Below are 15,632 nucleotides of genomic sequence, written 5' to 3'. Positions count from 1 at the left end.
GGCCGTGCGTCTGTCCGTGCCGTCCGGTCAGAGCTTCTCGGGGGTCCTGATGCCCAGCAGGGCCATGCCCTGGTGGAGGGTGCGGGCGGTGAGGTCCACCAGGAACAGGCGGTTCTCCACGACTTCGGCCGGGTTGTCGGGGGACAGCACCTGGCACTGGTCGTAGAACGTCGTCAGGTGCGACGCCAGCTGGTACAGGTACGAGGCCAGCTTGTGCGGCTCGTAGGCCGCCGCCACCTCCAGCAGCGTCTCCGCGAACTGGTCCAGGTGCAGGCCCAGGGCGCGCTCCGCCGGGGCCAGGGCCAGCTCCGGGTGGGGCACCGGACGGGCCTCGCCCGCCTTGCGGAGGATGGACTGGATGCGGGCGTAGGCGTACTGGAGGTAGACGGACGTGTCGCCGTTGAGCGAGACCATCTGGTCCAGGTCGAACTTGTAGTCCCGGACGGCGGAGGTGGACAGGTCGGCGTACTTGACCGCGCCGATACCGACATGGCGGCCGTTCTCCGTGATCTCCTGCTCGGTCAGGCCCACCTTCCCGGCCTTCTCGCGCACCACCGCCGTGGCCCGCTCGGCGGCCTCGTCCAGCAGGTCCTCCAGCTTGACCGTCTCGCCCTCACGCGTCTTGAACGGCTTGCCGTCCTTGCCGAGGACCGTGCCGAAGGCCAGCTGCGTCGCCGTGACGTCCTCGTCGAGCCAGCCGGCCCGCCGCGCCGTCTCGAACACCATCCGGAAGTGCAGGCCCTGCCGGGCGTCCACCACGTAGAGCAGGGTGTTCGCCTTCAGGTTGAAGACGCGGTCGCGGATCGCGGAGAGATCGGTGGCCGCGTAGCCGTAGCCCCCGTCGGACTTCTGCACGATCAGCGGGACCGGGTTGCCGTCCGGGCCCTTGATGTCGTCGAAGAAGACGCAGAGGGCGCCCTCGGAGCGGACGGCCACGCCCGACTCCTCGAGCAGACGGCACGTTTCCGCCAGCATGTCGTTGTAGCCCGACTCGCCGACGATGTCGGCGTCCCGGACCTCCATGTCCAGCTTCTCGAAGACGGAGAAGAAGTAGATCTTCGACTCGTCGACGAACTTCTGCCAGATGGCGAGCGTGTGCGGGTCGCCCGCCTGGAGGTCCACCACCCGGCGCCGGGCCCGCGTCTTGAACTCCTCGTCGGAGTCGAACTTCTTCCGCGCGGTCTTGTAGAGGCGGTCGAGGTTCGACATCGCCTCCTCGCCGGTCACCCGGGCGTCCTTGTGGTCCAGCTCGTGCGGGTGCTCGTCCAGGTACTGGATGAGCATGCCGAACTGGGTGCCCCAGTCGCCGATGTGGTGGCGCCGGATCACGTTCTCCCCGGTGAATTCGAGGATCCGGACGACCGAGTCGCCGATGACCGCCGAGCGCAGGTGGCCGACGTGCATCTCCTTCGCCACGTTGGGCTGGGCGTAGTCGATGACCGTCGTGCCCGGGTTCGCGGCGGTCGGCACGCCGAGGCGGCCCGTCTCGTCCGCGTACCGCTCGGCCAGGTTCGACGTGATCGCCCTGTCCGCGACGGTGATGTTGAGGAAGCCGGGGCCGGACACCTCGACGTCCTCGATCACGTCACCCGTCACCACCTGGGCGACGACCTGGGTCGCCAGCTCCCTGGGGTTCGCCTTCGCCTTCTTGGCCAGGGCCAGGATGCCGTTGGCCTGGAAGTCGGCCCGGTCGCTTCGTCGCAGCAGCGGGTCCGCGCCGGCGGCCTCAGGCAGGGTGGCCGAGAGGGCGGACGCGAGGTGCTGCTGGACGTTGTCGCTGAGGGACGTGACCGAGGCCATAGGAATGGGTGCCGTTCTCCTCGTGGGGATGGATAGACCCAGCCAGTATCCCATGGGGGTAAAGCCGTTTTCCCGGTCGCCGAACGGTCTGTGAGAATGGGGTGTCACCCCGTTCAGAAAGAAGGACGTGCCGATCGTGGCTCAGAGCACCGAGACCACCGACTGGGTCTCCCGTTTCGCGGATGAGGTCATCGAGGAGTCGGAACGCCGTGCCCCGGGCAAACCGGTCGTCGTCGCGTCCGGACTCTCCCCCTCCGGCCCGATCCACCTCGGCAACCTGCGCGAGGTCATGACCCCGCACCTCGTCGCCGACGAGATCCGCCGCCGTGGCCGCCAGGTCCGGCACCTGATCTCCTGGGACGACTACGACCGCTACCGCAAGGTCCCGGCGGGCATCGCGGGCGTCGACGACTCCTGGGCCGAGCACATCGGCAAGCCGCTGACCTCGGTCCCGGCGCCGAAGGGCTCCTCGTACCCGAACTGGGCCGAGCACTTCAAGGCCGCGATGACCGAGTCGCTGGCCGAGCTGGGCGTGGAGTTCGACGGGATCAGCCAGACCGCGCAGTACACCTCCGGTGCCTACCGCGAGCAGATCCTGCACGCCATGAGGCACCGCGGCGACATCGACGCGATCCTCGCCCAGTACCGGACGAAGCCGAAGGGCAAGAAGCCCCAGCAGAAGGCCGTCGACGAGGCGGAGCTGGAGGCCGAGGAGGGCTCGGGCGCCGCGTCGGAGGACGACGGCAGCTCCGGTTCGGCCGGGTACTTCCCGTACAAGCCGTACTGCGGCGGCTGCGGCAAGGACCTCACCACGGTCACCTCGTACGACGACGACAGCACCGAGCTGGCGTACACCTGCACCGCCTGCGGCTTCGCCGAGACCGTCCGGCTCAGCGAGTTCAACCGCGGCAAGCTGGTCTGGAAGGTCGACTGGCCGATGCGCTGGGCGTACGAGGGCGTGATCTTCGAGCCGAGCGGCGTCGACCACTCCTCGCCCGGGTCCAGCTTCCAGGTCGGCGGGCAGATCGCCCCGATCTTCGGCGGCACGCAGCCCATCGGCCCGATGTACGCCTTCGTCGGCATCAGCGGTATGGCGAAGATGTCGTCCTCGCGGGGAGGTGTGCCGACCCCGGCCGACGCGCTGAAGATCATGGAGCCGCAGCTGCTGCGCTGGCTGTACGCCCGCCGCAGGCCCAACCAGTCGTTCAAGATCGCCTTCGACCAGGAGATCCAGCGGCTCTACGACGAGTGGGACAAGCTGGCGGCCAAGGTCGCGGAGGGTTCCGCGCTGCCCGGTGACGTCGCCGCGTACACCCGCGCCGTCGGCACCGCCGCCGGCGAGCTGCCGAGGACCCCGCGTCCGCTGCCGTACCGCACGCTCGCCTCCGTCGCCGACATCACCGCCGGCCACGCCGACCAGGCGCTGCGGATCCTCTCCGAGCTGGACCCGGAGCAGCCGCTGGGCTCGCTGGAGGAGGTCCGCCCGCGGTACGACAAGGCCGAGGCGTGGATCAACGCGCACGTGCCCGCCGACCAGCGGACCATCGTGCGGGACGAGCCCGACGGGGAGCTGCTGAAGTCGCTCGACGAGGCGTCCGCGCAGTCGGTGCGGCTGCTGCTCGACGGGCTGGCCGAGCACTGGTCGCTCGACGGGCTGACGCACCTCGTGTACGGCGTGCCGAAGGTGCAGGCCGGTTTCCCCGCCGACGCCACGCCGAAGGAGCTGCCCGCCGAGATCAAGACGGCTCAGCGGACGTTCTTCGCGCTGCTGTACCACCTGCTCGTCGGCCGGGACACCGGTCCCCGGCTGCCCACGCTGCTGCTCGCGGTGGGGCAGGAGCGGGTCCGCAAGCTGCTCGGTGAGTAAGCGGCGCCGGGCGCGGTAGGAGCCGTACGGCGAAGGGGCCCTCCTTCCGGAGGGCCCCTTCGTCATGCCGTCACGTTTTCCGATGCCGTCACGCGATGTGGTCCGCTTCCAGTTCCGCGTTGAAACGGTTGGTGAAACGGTTGACCATGCGGTCCGCGTCCCGCGCCGGGAGCGTGAGGCCGTACGTCGCCTCCACCGCCTCGCCGAACTGGTGCGGTGTGGGGAAGCTGCCGTCGATCGACTTGCGGAAGACCTGGTAGAAGTCGTCCTCGGTCGGGTTCGGCTCCGGGACGCCGCCGCCTTCCCCCAGTTCCCGGGTGCGGGTGGGGCTCACCGGGATGGGGAAGCTGCCCGTCTCCTCGGGGGAGGGCTGCTGGAACTGCTCCGGGGGCTGCTCCTCGTACCAGTCCTCGTACTGCTCCTCGGGCTCGTACTGAGGCTCCGGGGGCGGTTCGTAGGCGGGGTCGTAGCCGCCGTGGTACTCGATCTCGCGCTGGGCCTGGAACCAGGGGCTCTGCTCGTCCTCGGGGGGTTCCTCCGGGTACGGCCCGCCGGTGGGTGCCGCCTGCGCGGGGACGGCCGCCGTCCTGTCGGCACGGCCGCCCGGGGCCGCGGCGGCGGGCCCGCGCCCGGCGGTGGCGTCGGCCGCCACGAGCTGCGGCTGCCGGGGCGCCGTGGGCAGCAGCGCCGGGTCGACGCCCGCCGCCGCCAGGCCCGCCGGGGCCGTCTCCGCCAGCGGGACGCCGTACCTCGCCAGCCTCAGCGGCATCAACGACTCCACCGGAGCCTTGCGCCGCCAGGCCCGGCCGAAACGGCTCTGCAGCCTCGCCTGGTAGACGAGACGTTCCTGCTCCATCTTGATGACCTGCTCGTAGGAGCGCAGCTCCCACAGCTTCATGCGCCGCCAGAGGAGGAACGTGGGGACCGGCGAGAGGAGCCAGCGGGTGAGGCGGACCCCCTCCATGTGCTTGTCGGCCGTGATGTCGGCCATCCGGCCGATCGCGTGGCGGGCGGCCTCCACCGCCACGACGAAGAGGACCGGGATCACCGCGTGCATGCCCACACCCAGCGGGTCCGGCCAGGCGGCGGCGCCGTTGAACGCGATCGTCGCCGCCGTCAGGAGCCACGCCGTCTGGCGCAGCAGCGGGAAGGGGATGCGGATCCAGGTCAGCAGCAGGTCGAGGGAGAGAAGGACGCAGATGCCCGCGTCGATTCCCACCGGGAACACATAGGAGAAGTTCCCGAAGCCCTTCTTGATGGCCAGCTCTCGAACGGCCGCGTACGAACCGGCGAAGCCGATGCCGGCGATGATCAGCGCGCCGGTCACGACCACGCCGATGAGCACGCGGTGCATCCGTGTCAGCTGCAGTGGCGCGGCCACTCGTACTCCCCTCCCATTACGTGTTGTTGCGCGCAACAGGGTGGCACACGTGTGCGGCGAACGTGGTGCCGGTCAGCCGCTACGGCCTTCCGGTCAGCTTTTCTCCACAGCCGACTTGGACGGAGATGCACCGGAGGAGGCCGACTTGACCGGGGCCTTGGAGGCGGACTTCGAGGCCGACGCCGACGCCGACGCCGGCTCGGAGGGCGAGGCGGGGTCCTTCGTCGGGGAAGTCGCACCGCCGCCCTCACCGTTGGCCGACGAGACCGCCGACACAACCTCCTTCAGCGCCTTCTGCGCGTCCTTCGCCATGCCGTCGGCGTCGGGGGTCTTCTCGCCCGCGAGACCGGCGCCGTTGTAATCCACGGTGACCACGACGTTCTTCACCCGGGCGACGACCGTCTGCTGCTTGAAGAGACCCTCCTTCTTCTTCAGGTCGTAGCGCACCGTCGTCGCCTCCGAGCCCGTCCCGGACAGCGGCACGACCCTGGCGTTCTTGGCGCCGTCCACCGACTGGGCGTCCTTGACCTGCTGGGAGTAGTACGCGTGCGCCTGATCGTCGCCCGCGCCCCGGGCGGCGTCGGAGTCGAAGCGGAGCAGGGAGATGTTCAGCCAGCGGAACTGCGAGCCCTTGACACCGTTGTTGTCCAGGCTGTTCCAGGAGCAGGAGGCGCGCGCCGACGGGTCGTCCGAGCTGCCCTTCTTGCCCGACTTCGCACCCTCCGGGACCAGGTCGGTCAGGGTCTTCTTCGACAGCGCCGAGCACGGCTCGGGAAGCTTCTGGTACGCGGCGGCCGGCACGGTCGGGGACGCGCTCGCCGAGGGCTGCGAAGTGCCGCTCGCCGACTGCCGGGTGCTCTCCTCGCCGGACTTGGCCTTGGAGTCGCCGGAGTCCGAGGAGCAGGCGGCGGTGATCAGGACCGCGGGAACGGCTGCCGCGCAGACAAGAGCGCGGCGCAGGCGCCTGGCTCGCTGGGCATGGGCACGGTCGTCTCGCTGGGCTGCTCGCTGCATGGTTCCTTCACTCGTGACGCTCGGTGTTCGTGCGGGTTCCTGCGGGGCCACGGTACGCGGTGAAGGAGCTGTGCGGCTTTGGTTCCGGAGCTTCGCGAGCGGGGCCCGATCCGGTCGGCGAGGCCGTCAGCCGCCCAGCGTGTCGGCCAGTTGAGAGGCCAGATTAAGGGCCCTGTCCTGCATTTCCTTGCTGTCCGGGACCGTTCCGGTGGCCGTCGGCTGCTCCTCGTACTGGAGGGTGACGACGACGTTGGACGTGCGGAACACCACAGTGACCGTCCGCTGTTCGGCCGTCGAGCCGGACGTGTCCAGCTGGTCGTCCAGATACGCCTCGTCACCGAGGTCGGCGAGCGTGCGGGGCTGGAGTTCGCCGGGCGGGGCACCGGGGGCGGCCCCCGCGGAGCCCGAGGGCGCCGAGGACCCGGAGGGCGACCCCGAAGGGTCCGCGGAGGCCGACGACTTCGACGACGGGTCCGACGCGGGCGAGGAGGCGGCCCCGCCGGGGGAGCCCGTCGCGGACGACGTCGGCGTCGGGGACGTGGGCGGGGACGACGAGCCGCTCGGCGCCGGCAGGTCCGCGGCCGTCTGCTTCTCCAGGTACAGCTTCTGCGCCTGGTCGTCGTCGCTGACCGTGTTGTCGTACGACACCACGCGCTCGAAGTCGACGGAGAGGTGGTCCGTGGCGCCGGCCGACTCGACCTTCCAGTGGCAGCCGACCTTGCGGTCGGTGTCGTAGGTGAGCGCGGCCTCGCCCTGGTACGCCTGGTCCCGCTGGGCCGGGTCGGTGATCTGCTGGATGCCGGGCAGCAGCGAGTCCAGGGCGTCGTGACCGACCGCGCCGCAGGGTTCGGGGAGCGTGCGGTACTTGCCGGGCTGCGCGGCGACCGTGGCCGTGCCGGCGCCGCCCGGGTTGGCGTCGTCCGGGTTGGCGCCGTCGTCCTGGGCGCCGCCCGTGCAGCCGGCCAGCAGCGCCGCGAGGAGGGCGGCGGTGCCGGTTACGTACGCCTTCCGCTGCACGGTCGGGCTCCTCTCGACGATCTGTGCTCGCTCGGTGCTCCAGTGTCCCCGCCGGTTATTCGCTTGCCGCGGCGGGGCGCCCCCTGGAGACAATGTGTATCGCACGCACTGCCGTGGACGCCGGTCCCCTGTCCCTTTTCATCGACCTTGGCGTGGCTTTTGCGTTTTGCCGCCTTCAAGACTTTTGCTGTTGCCTTCGGGGGAATGAGGAAGACATGTCGTACGTGGAGATGCCGGGCGCCAAGGTTCCGATCCGGATGTGGGCGGATCCGGCGACGGTCGAGGACGTGGCTCTGCGCCAGCTCCGGAACGTCGCGACCCTGCCGTGGATCAAGGGCCTGGCCGTGATGCCGGACGTGCACTACGGCAAGGGCGCGACGGTCGGCTCGGTCATCGCGATGCAGGGCGCCGTGTGCCCGGCGGCGGTGGGTGTGGACATCGGCTGCGGGATGTCGGCGGTGCGGACGTCGCTGACCGCGAACGACCTCCCGGGAGACCTGTCCCGCCTCCGCTCGAAGATCGAGCAGGCCATCCCGGTGGGGCGGGGCATGCATGAGGACCCCGTCGAGCCGGGGGGCTTCCACGGGCTGGCCACGTCCGGGTGGGAGGACTTCTGGGGGCGGTTCGACGGGATCGCGGAAGCGGTCAAGTTCCGTCAGGAGCGTGCCTGGAAGCAGATGGGAACGCTCGGCAGCGGCAACCACTTCGTCGAGGTGTGCACGGACACGGACGGTTCCGTCTGGCTGATGCTCCACTCCGGGTCCCGGAACATCGGCAAGGAACTCGCCGAGCACCACATCGGCGTGGCGCAGAAGCTCCCGCACAACCAGGGTCTGGTCGACCGCGACCTCGCCGTCTTCGTGTCGGACACCCCGCAGATGGCGGCCTACCGCAACGACCTGTTCTGGGCGCAGGAGTACGCCAGGTACAACCGCACGCTCATGATGGCGCTCCTGAAGGACGTGGTCCGCAAGGAGTTCAAGAAGGCGAAGCCGGCCTTCGAGCCGGAGATCTCCTGCCACCACAACTACGTGGCCGAGGAGCGGTACGAGGGGATGGACCTGCTCGTGACCCGCAAGGGCGCGATCCGGGCCGGCTCCGGCGACCTCGGGATCATCCCCGGCTCGATGGGTACGGGCTCGTACATCGTGAAGGGCCTCGGCAACGAGCGGTCCTTCAACTCGGCCTCGCACGGCGCGGGCCGGCGGATGAGCCGGAACGCGGCCAAGCGGCGCTTCTCGACCGCGGACCTGGAGGAGCAGACGCGGGGCGTGGAGTGCCGTAAGGACTCCGGCGTCGTGGACGAGATCCCGGGTGCCTACAAGTCGATCGACCAGGTCATCGACCAGCAGCGGGACCTGGTGCAGGTCGTGGCGAAGCTGAAGCAGGTCGTCTGCGTGAAGGGCTGATCCGGCCCGCTGGTCCGGCCCGGCGCCCTCGTGGCGCCGGGTCAGACGTCTTCGTCCGGCTGGAGCGAGTCCAGCCAGCGCAGCAGGCGTTCGCCCTCGCGGCTCATGACGTCCGGGTCGCGCAGGGCGTTGGCCAGGAGGGACATGCCCTGGTAGCCGGAGACCAGGGTGAGGGCGAGGCCGTCCGGATCGGGCAGACCCAGGGCGCGGAACTGGGCGGCCGTCCAGTCCAGCAGGCGGCGGATCACCTCGCCGGCCTCCGCGTCCAGTGTGCCGTCCGTGCGCTTGTCGAGTTCGACGGCCAGGGTGCCGGTGGGACAGCCGTGGCGGGCGGCGCTCTCGCGCTGGGCGACCCATGCCTCGACCAGGCCCTTGAGGCGGTCGCGCGGGTCCGGCGACTCGCCGAGCCGGCCGGTGAGTTCGTCCAGGTGGGTGCGGTGCTCCGCCAGTGCGGCCCGGACCAGCTCGTCCTTGGTCTTGAAGTAGTAGTAGACGTTCCCGACCGGGACGTCCGCCTCCCGTGCGATGTCGGCGAGGGTGGTCCGCTCTATCCCCTGCTCGTGCAGGACCCGGGCCGCCGCGGCGGTGAGCCGTCGGCGCTTCTGTGACGCCCGCCCCCGCCGATCCACTGAGTTTGTCACCTGACTGACTATAGACAGGGCCCCGTCGCGCTGTGCTAGCGTCCTACTTAGTTAGTCAACTGACTCAGTAATAGGGGGCACAGTGATCACGGTGACCGGAGCGACCGGCAACATCGGGCGGACGCTGGTGGAACTGCTGGCCGGGGCGGGGGAGGAGGTCGTGGCCGTGTCGCGGCGGCCCGCGCCGAAGGACCCGGGGCGCGGGGTCCGATGGGTGACGGGCGGGGTCGGTGACGCCGAGAGCCTGCGGCCGGCCCTCGACGGCGCCCGCGCGGTGTTCCTCGTGCTGGGCGGCGAACTGAACTTCGCGGGGACGCGCCCCGGTGTCCTGACGGACGTGGTCGCGGATGCCGGTGCCGAGCGGATCGTCCTGGTGTCGTCGCAGGTCAGCGCCACCCGGCCGGAGGCGCCCTCGCACGCCCGGCTGCGGGACCTGGAGGCCGCGGTGCGCGCGTCCGGGCGGGAGTTCACCATCCTGCGGCCCGGCGGATTCGCCTCCAACGCCCTCGCCTGGGCCGAGTCCGTCCGCGCCGGGCGGACCGTCCACGCCCCCTTCGGTGACGTGGCGCTGCCCGTGGTCGACCCGGCGGACATCGCCGCCGTGGCCGCCGCCGCGCTGCGCGAGGACGGGCACGCCGGCCGGGTGTACGAGCTGACCGGCCCCGAGCCGATCAGCCCGCGCCGACAGGCCCAGGTGATCTCCGCCGCGCTCGGCGAGGACGTGGCCTTCGTGGAGCTGTCCCGCGCCCAGGCGCAGGCGGCGATGGCGCGGTCCATGCCCGAGCAGGTCGTCGCGGGCACGCTGGACGTCCTCGGCGAGCCCCTCCCGGCCGAGCGCCGGGTGAGCCCCGACGTCGCGGCCGTGCTGGGCCGCCCGGCCGCGCCCTTCGCGCAGTGGGTCGCACGCAACCTGCCGGCGTTCGCCTGAGCCCCTTCGCCCGGATCGGCGCCCGTGCCGGGGCCCGCGCGTGCTCGCCCCCGGCTTCGCAGTCCGGCCACCGGCCGCTGGAACCGGGCGCGGGGCGGCCGGGCGACGAGTGGCGGGTCCCGCGCCACACGCGGCGGGCCACCGACCGGTACCTGCAACGCCGGGGCCCGCCACGGCCCCGGGTGCGGTGGGAGCAGTTCCGCGCGCTCGCGGTGTCCGCTCGGTGACCGCCCTCGCGGTCACCGAGGCCGTCGCGCGCGTTACTTCGCGTGCCGGACCGCGTAGATCATGACGAACGCCAGGAAGTGGATGCCGAAGAGGAAGTAGGCGAGGAAGTACCAGACCTGGCGTTCGTCCTTCGTCTCCTGGGCCAGGCGGCGCCTCTCCCGGGAGCCGTCGTCGTCCGTCACGACTCGCGGTGCACCTTGGTGTTGGACGCCTGGGCACGCGGGCGCAGCACCAGGAGGTCGACGTTGACATGGCTGGGGCGGGTCACCGCCCAGGTGATGGTCTCGGCGACGTCGTCCGCGGTGAGGGGCTCGGCCACGCCCTGGTACACCTTCTCCGCCTTCTCCCGGTCCCCGCCGAAGCGGGTCAGCGCGAACTCGTCCGTCCTGACCATGCCGGGGGCGATCTCGATGACCCGGACCGGACGGCCGACGATCTCCAGGCGGAGGGTCTCGGCCAGGACGTGCGAGCCGTGCTTGGCGGCCACATAGCCGCCGCCGCCCTCGTAGGTGCCGTGGCCGGCGGTGGAGGAGACGACCACGACCACGCCGTCACCGCTCGCCTCCAGCTTCGGGAGCATGGCCTGCGTCATGTTCAGGGCGCCGATCACGTTCGTCTCGTACATGGTGCGCCAGTCCGCCGGGTCGCCGGTGGCCACCGGGTCCGCGCCGAGGGCGCCGCCCGCGTTGTTGACCAGCACGCCGACCGTCTTGAAGGCCGTGGCGAACTCGTCGACGGCCGCGCGGTCGGTCACGTCCAGCGGATAGGCCATCGCCGAGTGTCCGGCCTTCGTCAGCTCCTCGGCCAGGGCCTCCACGCGGTCCTTGCGGCGGGCGGTGAGGACGACGCGGTAGCCGGCCTCGGCGAGCTGCCGGGCCGTGGCGGCGCCGATACCGCTGCTCGCGCCGGTGACGACGGCGATGCGGGCGGCGGCGGACGGGGCTGCGGTGGCCATGGCTGCTCCTGGGACGTGCGTCGGGACCGTTTCGTCCAGCGTAAGTGAGCCTCAGCCGCCGTTCCGGGGCGCCCACATGATGACGGCCATTCCGGCCAGGCAGATCAGCGCCCCGGTGACGTCCCAGCGGTCGGGGCGGTAGCCGTCCGCGACCGCGCCCCACAGGAGCGAGCCGGCGACGAAGATCCCGCCGTAGGCGGCGAGGATGCGGCCGAAGTGGGCGTCCGGCTGGAAGGTGGCGACGAAGCCGTACGCGCCGAGGGCGAGGACGCCCCCGGTGATCCACAGCCAGCCCCGGTGCTCCCGGACGCCCTGCCAGACCAGCCAGGCGCCGCCGATCTCGAACAGCGCGGCGACGACGAACAGGGCGGCGGAGCGGAGGATCGGCATGGGGGCAGCTTCGCACGCGCCCGGCACGTCACCGGGCGGCGGTGTCGCCCGCGTCCTGTCACCTGTTGGAGGGCGCCTGGCGGCCGGCGGGCGTGGCATACATCCGTACGGCGGGCGGGAGCGGGAGCGCGAGCGGGAAGTGGTGAGGGCCGTGCGGATGCGGGCGTGGGTGTTGTCCGGGGTGTGTGCCGGTGCCGTGCTGGTGCCGGGGTCCGCGGTGGCCGCTCCGGCTCCGGAGGCCGATGTGACCCTCCACGGGACCGCCGTGATGGACGGGGACCAGGTGGAGGTGCGGCTGACGCCGCGCAGCGAGGGGACCGCCGCCGTCGCGGACGCCACGGTCCGGCTGCGCTGGTCGGTCGCGCTCGCCGACGAGCAGGCGCTGCCCGCGCGGTGCGTCCGGGAGGACGAGCGGGCGGTGCTGTGCGGGACCGGGGCGCTGGCCGTGGACGCGGCCGGGGAGCAGCTGCGGCTGCCGGTACGGCTGCGGGAGCGGGCGCCGGAGGTGACGCTGGAGGTCTCCACGGTGTGGAGCTCGGGCGGGCCGGACGCGGACCGGTCGAACGACCGGGCGGAGGTGCTCGTCCTGGCCACGGGCGACCCGTACGCCTTCTGACCGCCCGCACGACCCGTACGTCTTCTGACCGGCCCGCGCTCCGGGCGGGCGGGTCAGTCGGTGTTCTCCGTGTCGTAGCGCTCGCGGGCCGCCCTGACCTCGTCGAAGTGGGCCTCCGCCCAGTCCTTGACGGCGGTGAGCAGGCAGGCGAGGCCCACGCCGAGCGGGGTGAGTTCGTAGTCGACGCGGACCGGGACGGACGGGGTGACCGTGCGGCTGACGATGCCGTCCCGCTCCAGGCTGCGCAGGGTCTGGGTGAGCATCTTGGGGCTGACGCCGGCGATCTTGCGGCTGAGATCGCTGTAGCGCCGGGGGCCGGTGGCCAGGGCGGCGACGACGAGGCTGACCCACTTGTCGCTGAGCCGGCCGAGGAGCTGGTTGGTGGGGCACGCCCGCAGGAAGGCGTCGTAGTCTGCGCGGGCCCGTTCGCGGCGCTGGGCCGCGGTGGTGGTCGGCATGGGCTCTCCCCTCCGGGACAGTTACGCACTCCCAGGTAACTACTTACTCTTCGATAGTAGCTCTCCTACGGTTGGTGTGCGGCCGGAAAGTGCCGCGTGAACCGTCAAGGTCCCTGGGACTGGGGAGAGTTGTCATGCGTGCTGCTGTGGTGAGGACGTTCGGCGGACCGGAGGCCGTGGAGATCGCGGAGGTGCCGGTGCCGGAGCCGCGGGCGGGGCAGGTGCGGATCAAGGTGGCCGCGGGGGCGCTGAACCCCGTGGACGCCGGGGTGCGCGCCGGCCTGTTCGGCGGGGCCGGCAAGACGCTCGGGCTCGGCTGGGACGTGGCCGGGACGGTGGACGCGGTCGGCGTGGCCGCCGCCTGGCAGGTGGGCGACCCGGTGGTGGCGCTCGTGCCGGGGGTGGCCGACCCGCTGGGGGCGCACGCCGAGTACGTCGTCGTGGGGGCGGGCGCGGTGGCGAAGGCGCCGGCCGGGGTGGACGCCGTCCACGCGGGCACGCTGCCGCTGAACGGGCTGACCGCGCTCCAGGCGCTGGACCTGCTGGATCTCGCGCCGGGCGGCTCCCTGCTGGTGACCGGGGCGGCGGGCGCGGTCGGCGGGTTCGCCGTCCAGCTGGCCGCGCACCGGGGGATCGAGGTGACCGGACAGGCCCGGGCGGGGGACGAGGAGCTGGTGCGGTCGCTGGGCGCCGCGCGCTTCACCGCGGGCGCGGACGCGGCCGTGGCTGCGCCGGGCGGGGTGGACGCGGTGCTGGACGCCGCCGTGCTCGGCGAGCCGGCCCTGGAGTGGGTGCGGGACGGTGGCGCGTACGTCGGGGTGCGCCCCGGGGCGCACCCCGGGCCGGTGCGCGGGGTGCGGCCGGGGTCCGTGCAGGTGACCGCGGACGGGGCGCAGCTGGCGGAGCTGGTCCGGCTGGTGGAGGAGGGGGTGCTGACCCTGCGGGTGGCCGAGACCTATGCCCTGGAGGAGGCCGCGAAGGCGCACGCCCGGCTGGCGGAAGGCGGGCTGCGGGGGCGGCTGGTGCTGCTGCCGTAGGGCGCCGGACGCGGGTGTGGAGGGGGTCGGAATACCTGCGGTGGGGTGACCGTTGGAGGGGTATAGTTGAACGGTCAACAACCTGGAGGGTGAGCGACCATGCAGTTCGGGATCTTCACGGTCGGCGATGTCACGCCGGACCCCACCACGGGGCGCACTCCGACCGAGCGCGAGCGGATCAAGGCCATGGTCGCCATCGCGCTGAAGGCCGAGGAGGTCGGCCTGGACGTCTTCGCCACCGGCGAGCACCACAACCCGCCGTTCGTGCCGTCGTCCCCGACCACCATGCTCGGCTACATAGCGGCCCGCACGGAGCGGCTCGTCCTCTCCACCTCCACCACCCTGATCACCACCAACGACCCGGTGAAGATCGCGGAGGACTACGCGATGCTCCAGCACCTGGCCGACGGGCGCGTGGACCTCATGATGGGACGCGGCAACACCGGCCCGGTCTACCCCTGGTTCGGCAAGGACATCCGGGACGGGATCAACCTCGCCGTCGAGAACTACGCCCTGCTGCGCCGCCTGTGGCGCGAGGACGTCGTCGACTGGGAGGGCAAGTTCCGCACCCCGCTGCAGGGGTTCACCTCGACGCCCCGCCCGCTGGACGACGTACCGCCGTTCGTCTGGCACGGCTCCATCCGCTCGCCGGAGATCGCCGAGCAGGCCGCGTACTACGGCGACGGGTTCTTCCACAACAACATCTTCTGGCCCGCCGACCACACCAGGCGGATGGTGGAGTTCTACCGGAAGCGGTACGCCCACTACGGGCACGGCACGCCCGAGCAGGCGATCGTCGGGCTCGGCGGCCAGGTGTTCATGCGGAAGAACTCGCAGGACGCGGTACGGGAGTTCCGGCCGTACTTCGACAACGCGCCGGTCTACGGCCACGGGCCGTCCCTGGAGGACTTCACCGAGCAGACCCCGCTGACCGTGGGCTCCCCGCAGCAGGTGATCGAGCGGACGCTGTCCTTCCGCGAGTACGCCGGCGACTACCAGCGCCAGCTGTTCCTGATGGACCACGCGGGCCTGCCGCTGAAGACCGTGCTGGAGCAGCTCGACATGCTCGGCGAGGAGGTCGTGCCGGTGCTGCGCAAGGAGTTCGCCGTCGGGCGCCCGGCGGACGTGCCGGAGGCGCCGACCCACCGGTCACTGCTGGCCGCCGCGCGGAAGGAGACCGTCGCATGAGGCTCGTCGTCGTATCGGCGGGGCTGGGCGTCCCGTCCTCCACCCGGCTGCTGGCCGACCGGCTGGCCGCCGCCGTGGACCGGCACACGCCGGTGGACGTCCAGGTGGTCGAGCTGCGCGACCTCGCCGTCGAGATCGCGCACACCTTCACCAACGGGTTCGCCGGGAAGGCCCTGGCCGCCGCGCAGGACGCGGTGGCGCGGGCCGACGGGCTGATCGTCGTCACCCCGGTGTTCAGCGCGTCGTACAGCGGGCTGTTCAAGTCCTTCTTCGACGTGCTCGACAGGGACACGCTGGCCGGCAGGCCGGTGCTGATCGCGGCGACCGGCGGTACGGCACGGCACTCGCTGGTGCTGGAGCACGCCCTGCGGCCGTTGTTCGCCCACCTGCGGGCCGTGGTCGTCCCGACGGGCGTGTACGCCGCCTCCGAGGACTGGGGCGCGGAGGGACTGCCCGAGCGGATCGACCGGGCGGCGGGGGAGCTGGCCGCGCTGATGCCGTCGGCGGTCCGGCGGGAAGAGCCCGATGTGCCGCCGTTCGCCGAGCGGCTGGCGGCGCTGCGGCCCTGAGGGTGTCCCGGCGGGGGCCGCGACCGGTAGGGGCGCGGTGGCAGCCGACGGTGGGACCGGGGCGGAGGCCGACGGTGCGGCCGGGGCGGAGGCCGACGGTGAGAGCCGGGTAAAAAGGGTGGTCGCAGGCCATC

16 protein-coding genes are annotated in these 15,632 nt (G+C 71.9%); 7 read left to right on the top strand and 9 right to left on the bottom strand.

The genetic code is table 11. The features are described from left to right. Positions 1 to 27: 27 nt before the first annotated feature. Positions 28 to 1,800 (bottom strand): arginine--tRNA ligase, encoded by a 1,773-nt coding sequence (gene argS / locus AB0B40_RS05835; RefSeq protein ID WP_362263110.1) that lies wholly within the window; start codon positions 1,798 to 1,800, stop codon positions 28 to 30. Positions 1,801 to 1,927: 127 nt separating this feature from the next. On the opposite strand from argS, the gene lysS reads away from it, so the two are divergent. Next, the gene (gene lysS, locus AB0B40_RS05830) at positions 1,928 to 3,667 is read left to right on the top strand and encodes a lysine--tRNA ligase (RefSeq protein WP_362263107.1); all 1,740 of its coding nucleotides are present in this window, start codon (positions 1,928 to 1,930) and stop codon (positions 3,665 to 3,667) included. Positions 3,668 to 3,755: 88 nt separating this feature from the next. Here the strand turns inward: lysS and AB0B40_RS05825 are convergent, their stop codons facing one another. From AB0B40_RS05825 to AB0B40_RS05815, 3 genes are all read right to left on the bottom strand, one after another. Continuing rightward, positions 3,756 to 5,048 (bottom strand): DUF2637 domain-containing protein, encoded by a 1,293-nt coding sequence (locus AB0B40_RS05825; protein WP_362263104.1) that lies wholly within the window; start codon positions 5,046 to 5,048, stop codon positions 3,756 to 3,758. Positions 5,049 to 5,141: 93 nt separating this feature from the next. Continuing rightward, the gene (locus tag AB0B40_RS05820; protein ID WP_345057320.1) at positions 5,142 to 6,062 is read right to left on the bottom strand and encodes a DUF3558 family protein; all 921 of its coding nucleotides are present in this window, start codon (positions 6,060 to 6,062) and stop codon (positions 5,142 to 5,144) included. 126 nt (positions 6,063 to 6,188) lie between these two features. Beyond that, complete coding sequence (locus AB0B40_RS05815) at positions 6,189 to 7,079, bottom strand: DUF3558 domain-containing protein (protein WP_362263101.1); 891 nt, start codon at positions 7,077 to 7,079, stop codon at positions 6,189 to 6,191. A 215-nt stretch (positions 7,080 to 7,294) separates the two neighbouring features. Here AB0B40_RS05815 and AB0B40_RS05810 point away from each other — a divergent pair, with 215 nt between their 5' ends. Beyond that, on the top strand, positions 7,295 to 8,488 hold the full coding sequence (locus AB0B40_RS05810) for an RtcB family protein (RefSeq protein ID WP_345057324.1): 1,194 nt from the start codon (positions 7,295 to 7,297) through the stop codon (positions 8,486 to 8,488). 41 nt (positions 8,489 to 8,529) lie between these two features. Here AB0B40_RS05810 and AB0B40_RS05805 read toward each other — a convergent pair whose 3' ends face one another. Next, positions 8,530 to 9,129, bottom strand: coding sequence for a TetR/AcrR family transcriptional regulator (locus AB0B40_RS05805; protein WP_362263098.1), 600 nt, complete (start codon positions 9,127 to 9,129; stop codon positions 8,530 to 8,532). Positions 9,130 to 9,211: 82 nt separating this feature from the next. On the opposite strand from AB0B40_RS05805, the gene AB0B40_RS05800 reads away from it, so the two are divergent. After that, the gene (locus AB0B40_RS05800) at positions 9,212 to 10,057 is read left to right on the top strand and encodes an NAD(P)H-binding protein (RefSeq protein ID WP_362263095.1); all 846 of its coding nucleotides are present in this window, start codon (positions 9,212 to 9,214) and stop codon (positions 10,055 to 10,057) included. A gap of 260 nt (positions 10,058 to 10,317) precedes the next feature. Here the strand turns inward: AB0B40_RS05800 and AB0B40_RS05795 are convergent, their stop codons facing one another. From AB0B40_RS05795 to AB0B40_RS05785, 3 genes are read right to left on the bottom strand one after another with little or no spacing between them, the layout of a single operon-like run. Next, positions 10,318 to 10,467 carry a hypothetical protein gene (locus AB0B40_RS05795; protein WP_362263092.1) on the bottom strand — a complete coding sequence of 50 codons (150 nt, stop codon included), beginning with the start codon at positions 10,465 to 10,467 and terminating at the stop codon, positions 10,318 to 10,320. After that, positions 10,464 to 11,240, bottom strand: coding sequence for an SDR family NAD(P)-dependent oxidoreductase (locus AB0B40_RS05790; RefSeq protein ID WP_345057330.1), 777 nt, complete (start codon positions 11,238 to 11,240; stop codon positions 10,464 to 10,466). Before AB0B40_RS05790 ends, AB0B40_RS05795 begins: the two co-directional genes overlap by 4 nt. A gap of 51 nt (positions 11,241 to 11,291) precedes the next feature. Continuing rightward, on the bottom strand, positions 11,292 to 11,630 hold the full coding sequence (locus tag AB0B40_RS05785) for a YnfA family protein (RefSeq protein WP_345057332.1): 339 nt from the start codon (positions 11,628 to 11,630) through the stop codon (positions 11,292 to 11,294). A gap of 244 nt (positions 11,631 to 11,874) precedes the next feature. Here AB0B40_RS05785 and AB0B40_RS05780 point away from each other — a divergent pair, with 244 nt between their 5' ends. Next, positions 11,875 to 12,246, top strand: a complete 372-nt coding sequence (locus tag AB0B40_RS05780; protein ID WP_362263089.1) for a hypothetical protein — start codon at positions 11,875 to 11,877, stop codon at positions 12,244 to 12,246. A 53-nt stretch (positions 12,247 to 12,299) separates the two neighbouring features. Here the strand turns inward: AB0B40_RS05780 and AB0B40_RS05775 are convergent, their stop codons facing one another. Beyond that, positions 12,300 to 12,704, bottom strand: coding sequence for a helix-turn-helix domain-containing protein (locus AB0B40_RS05775; protein WP_345057336.1), 405 nt, complete (start codon positions 12,702 to 12,704; stop codon positions 12,300 to 12,302). 134 nt (positions 12,705 to 12,838) lie between these two features. Here AB0B40_RS05775 and AB0B40_RS05770 point away from each other — a divergent pair, with 134 nt between their 5' ends. The 3 genes from AB0B40_RS05770 (at position 12,839) to AB0B40_RS05760 (ending at position 15,498) form a co-directional block, all read left to right on the top strand. Next, positions 12,839 to 13,741 carry an NADP-dependent oxidoreductase gene (locus AB0B40_RS05770; RefSeq protein WP_345057338.1) on the top strand — a complete coding sequence of 301 codons (903 nt, stop codon included), beginning with the start codon at positions 12,839 to 12,841 and terminating at the stop codon, positions 13,739 to 13,741. A 99-nt stretch (positions 13,742 to 13,840) separates the two neighbouring features. Continuing rightward, positions 13,841 to 14,929 carry an LLM class flavin-dependent oxidoreductase gene (locus AB0B40_RS05765; RefSeq protein WP_345057340.1) on the top strand — a complete coding sequence of 363 codons (1,089 nt, stop codon included), beginning with the start codon at positions 13,841 to 13,843 and terminating at the stop codon, positions 14,927 to 14,929. Further along, entirely contained in the window at positions 14,926 to 15,498 is a 573-nt protein-coding gene (locus AB0B40_RS05760; RefSeq protein ID WP_345057342.1) for a CE1759 family FMN reductase, read from the top strand. Before AB0B40_RS05765 ends, AB0B40_RS05760 begins: the two co-directional genes overlap by 4 nt. Positions 15,499 to 15,632: the final 134 nt, after the last annotated feature.

Source organism: Streptomyces sp. NPDC042638, from assembly GCF_040647235.1.
In the GTDB taxonomy this organism is placed as follows: Bacteria; Actinomycetota; Actinomycetes; order Streptomycetales; family Streptomycetaceae; genus Streptomyces; species Streptomyces rameus.
This window is presented reverse-complemented; position numbering and strand designations above follow the sequence as displayed.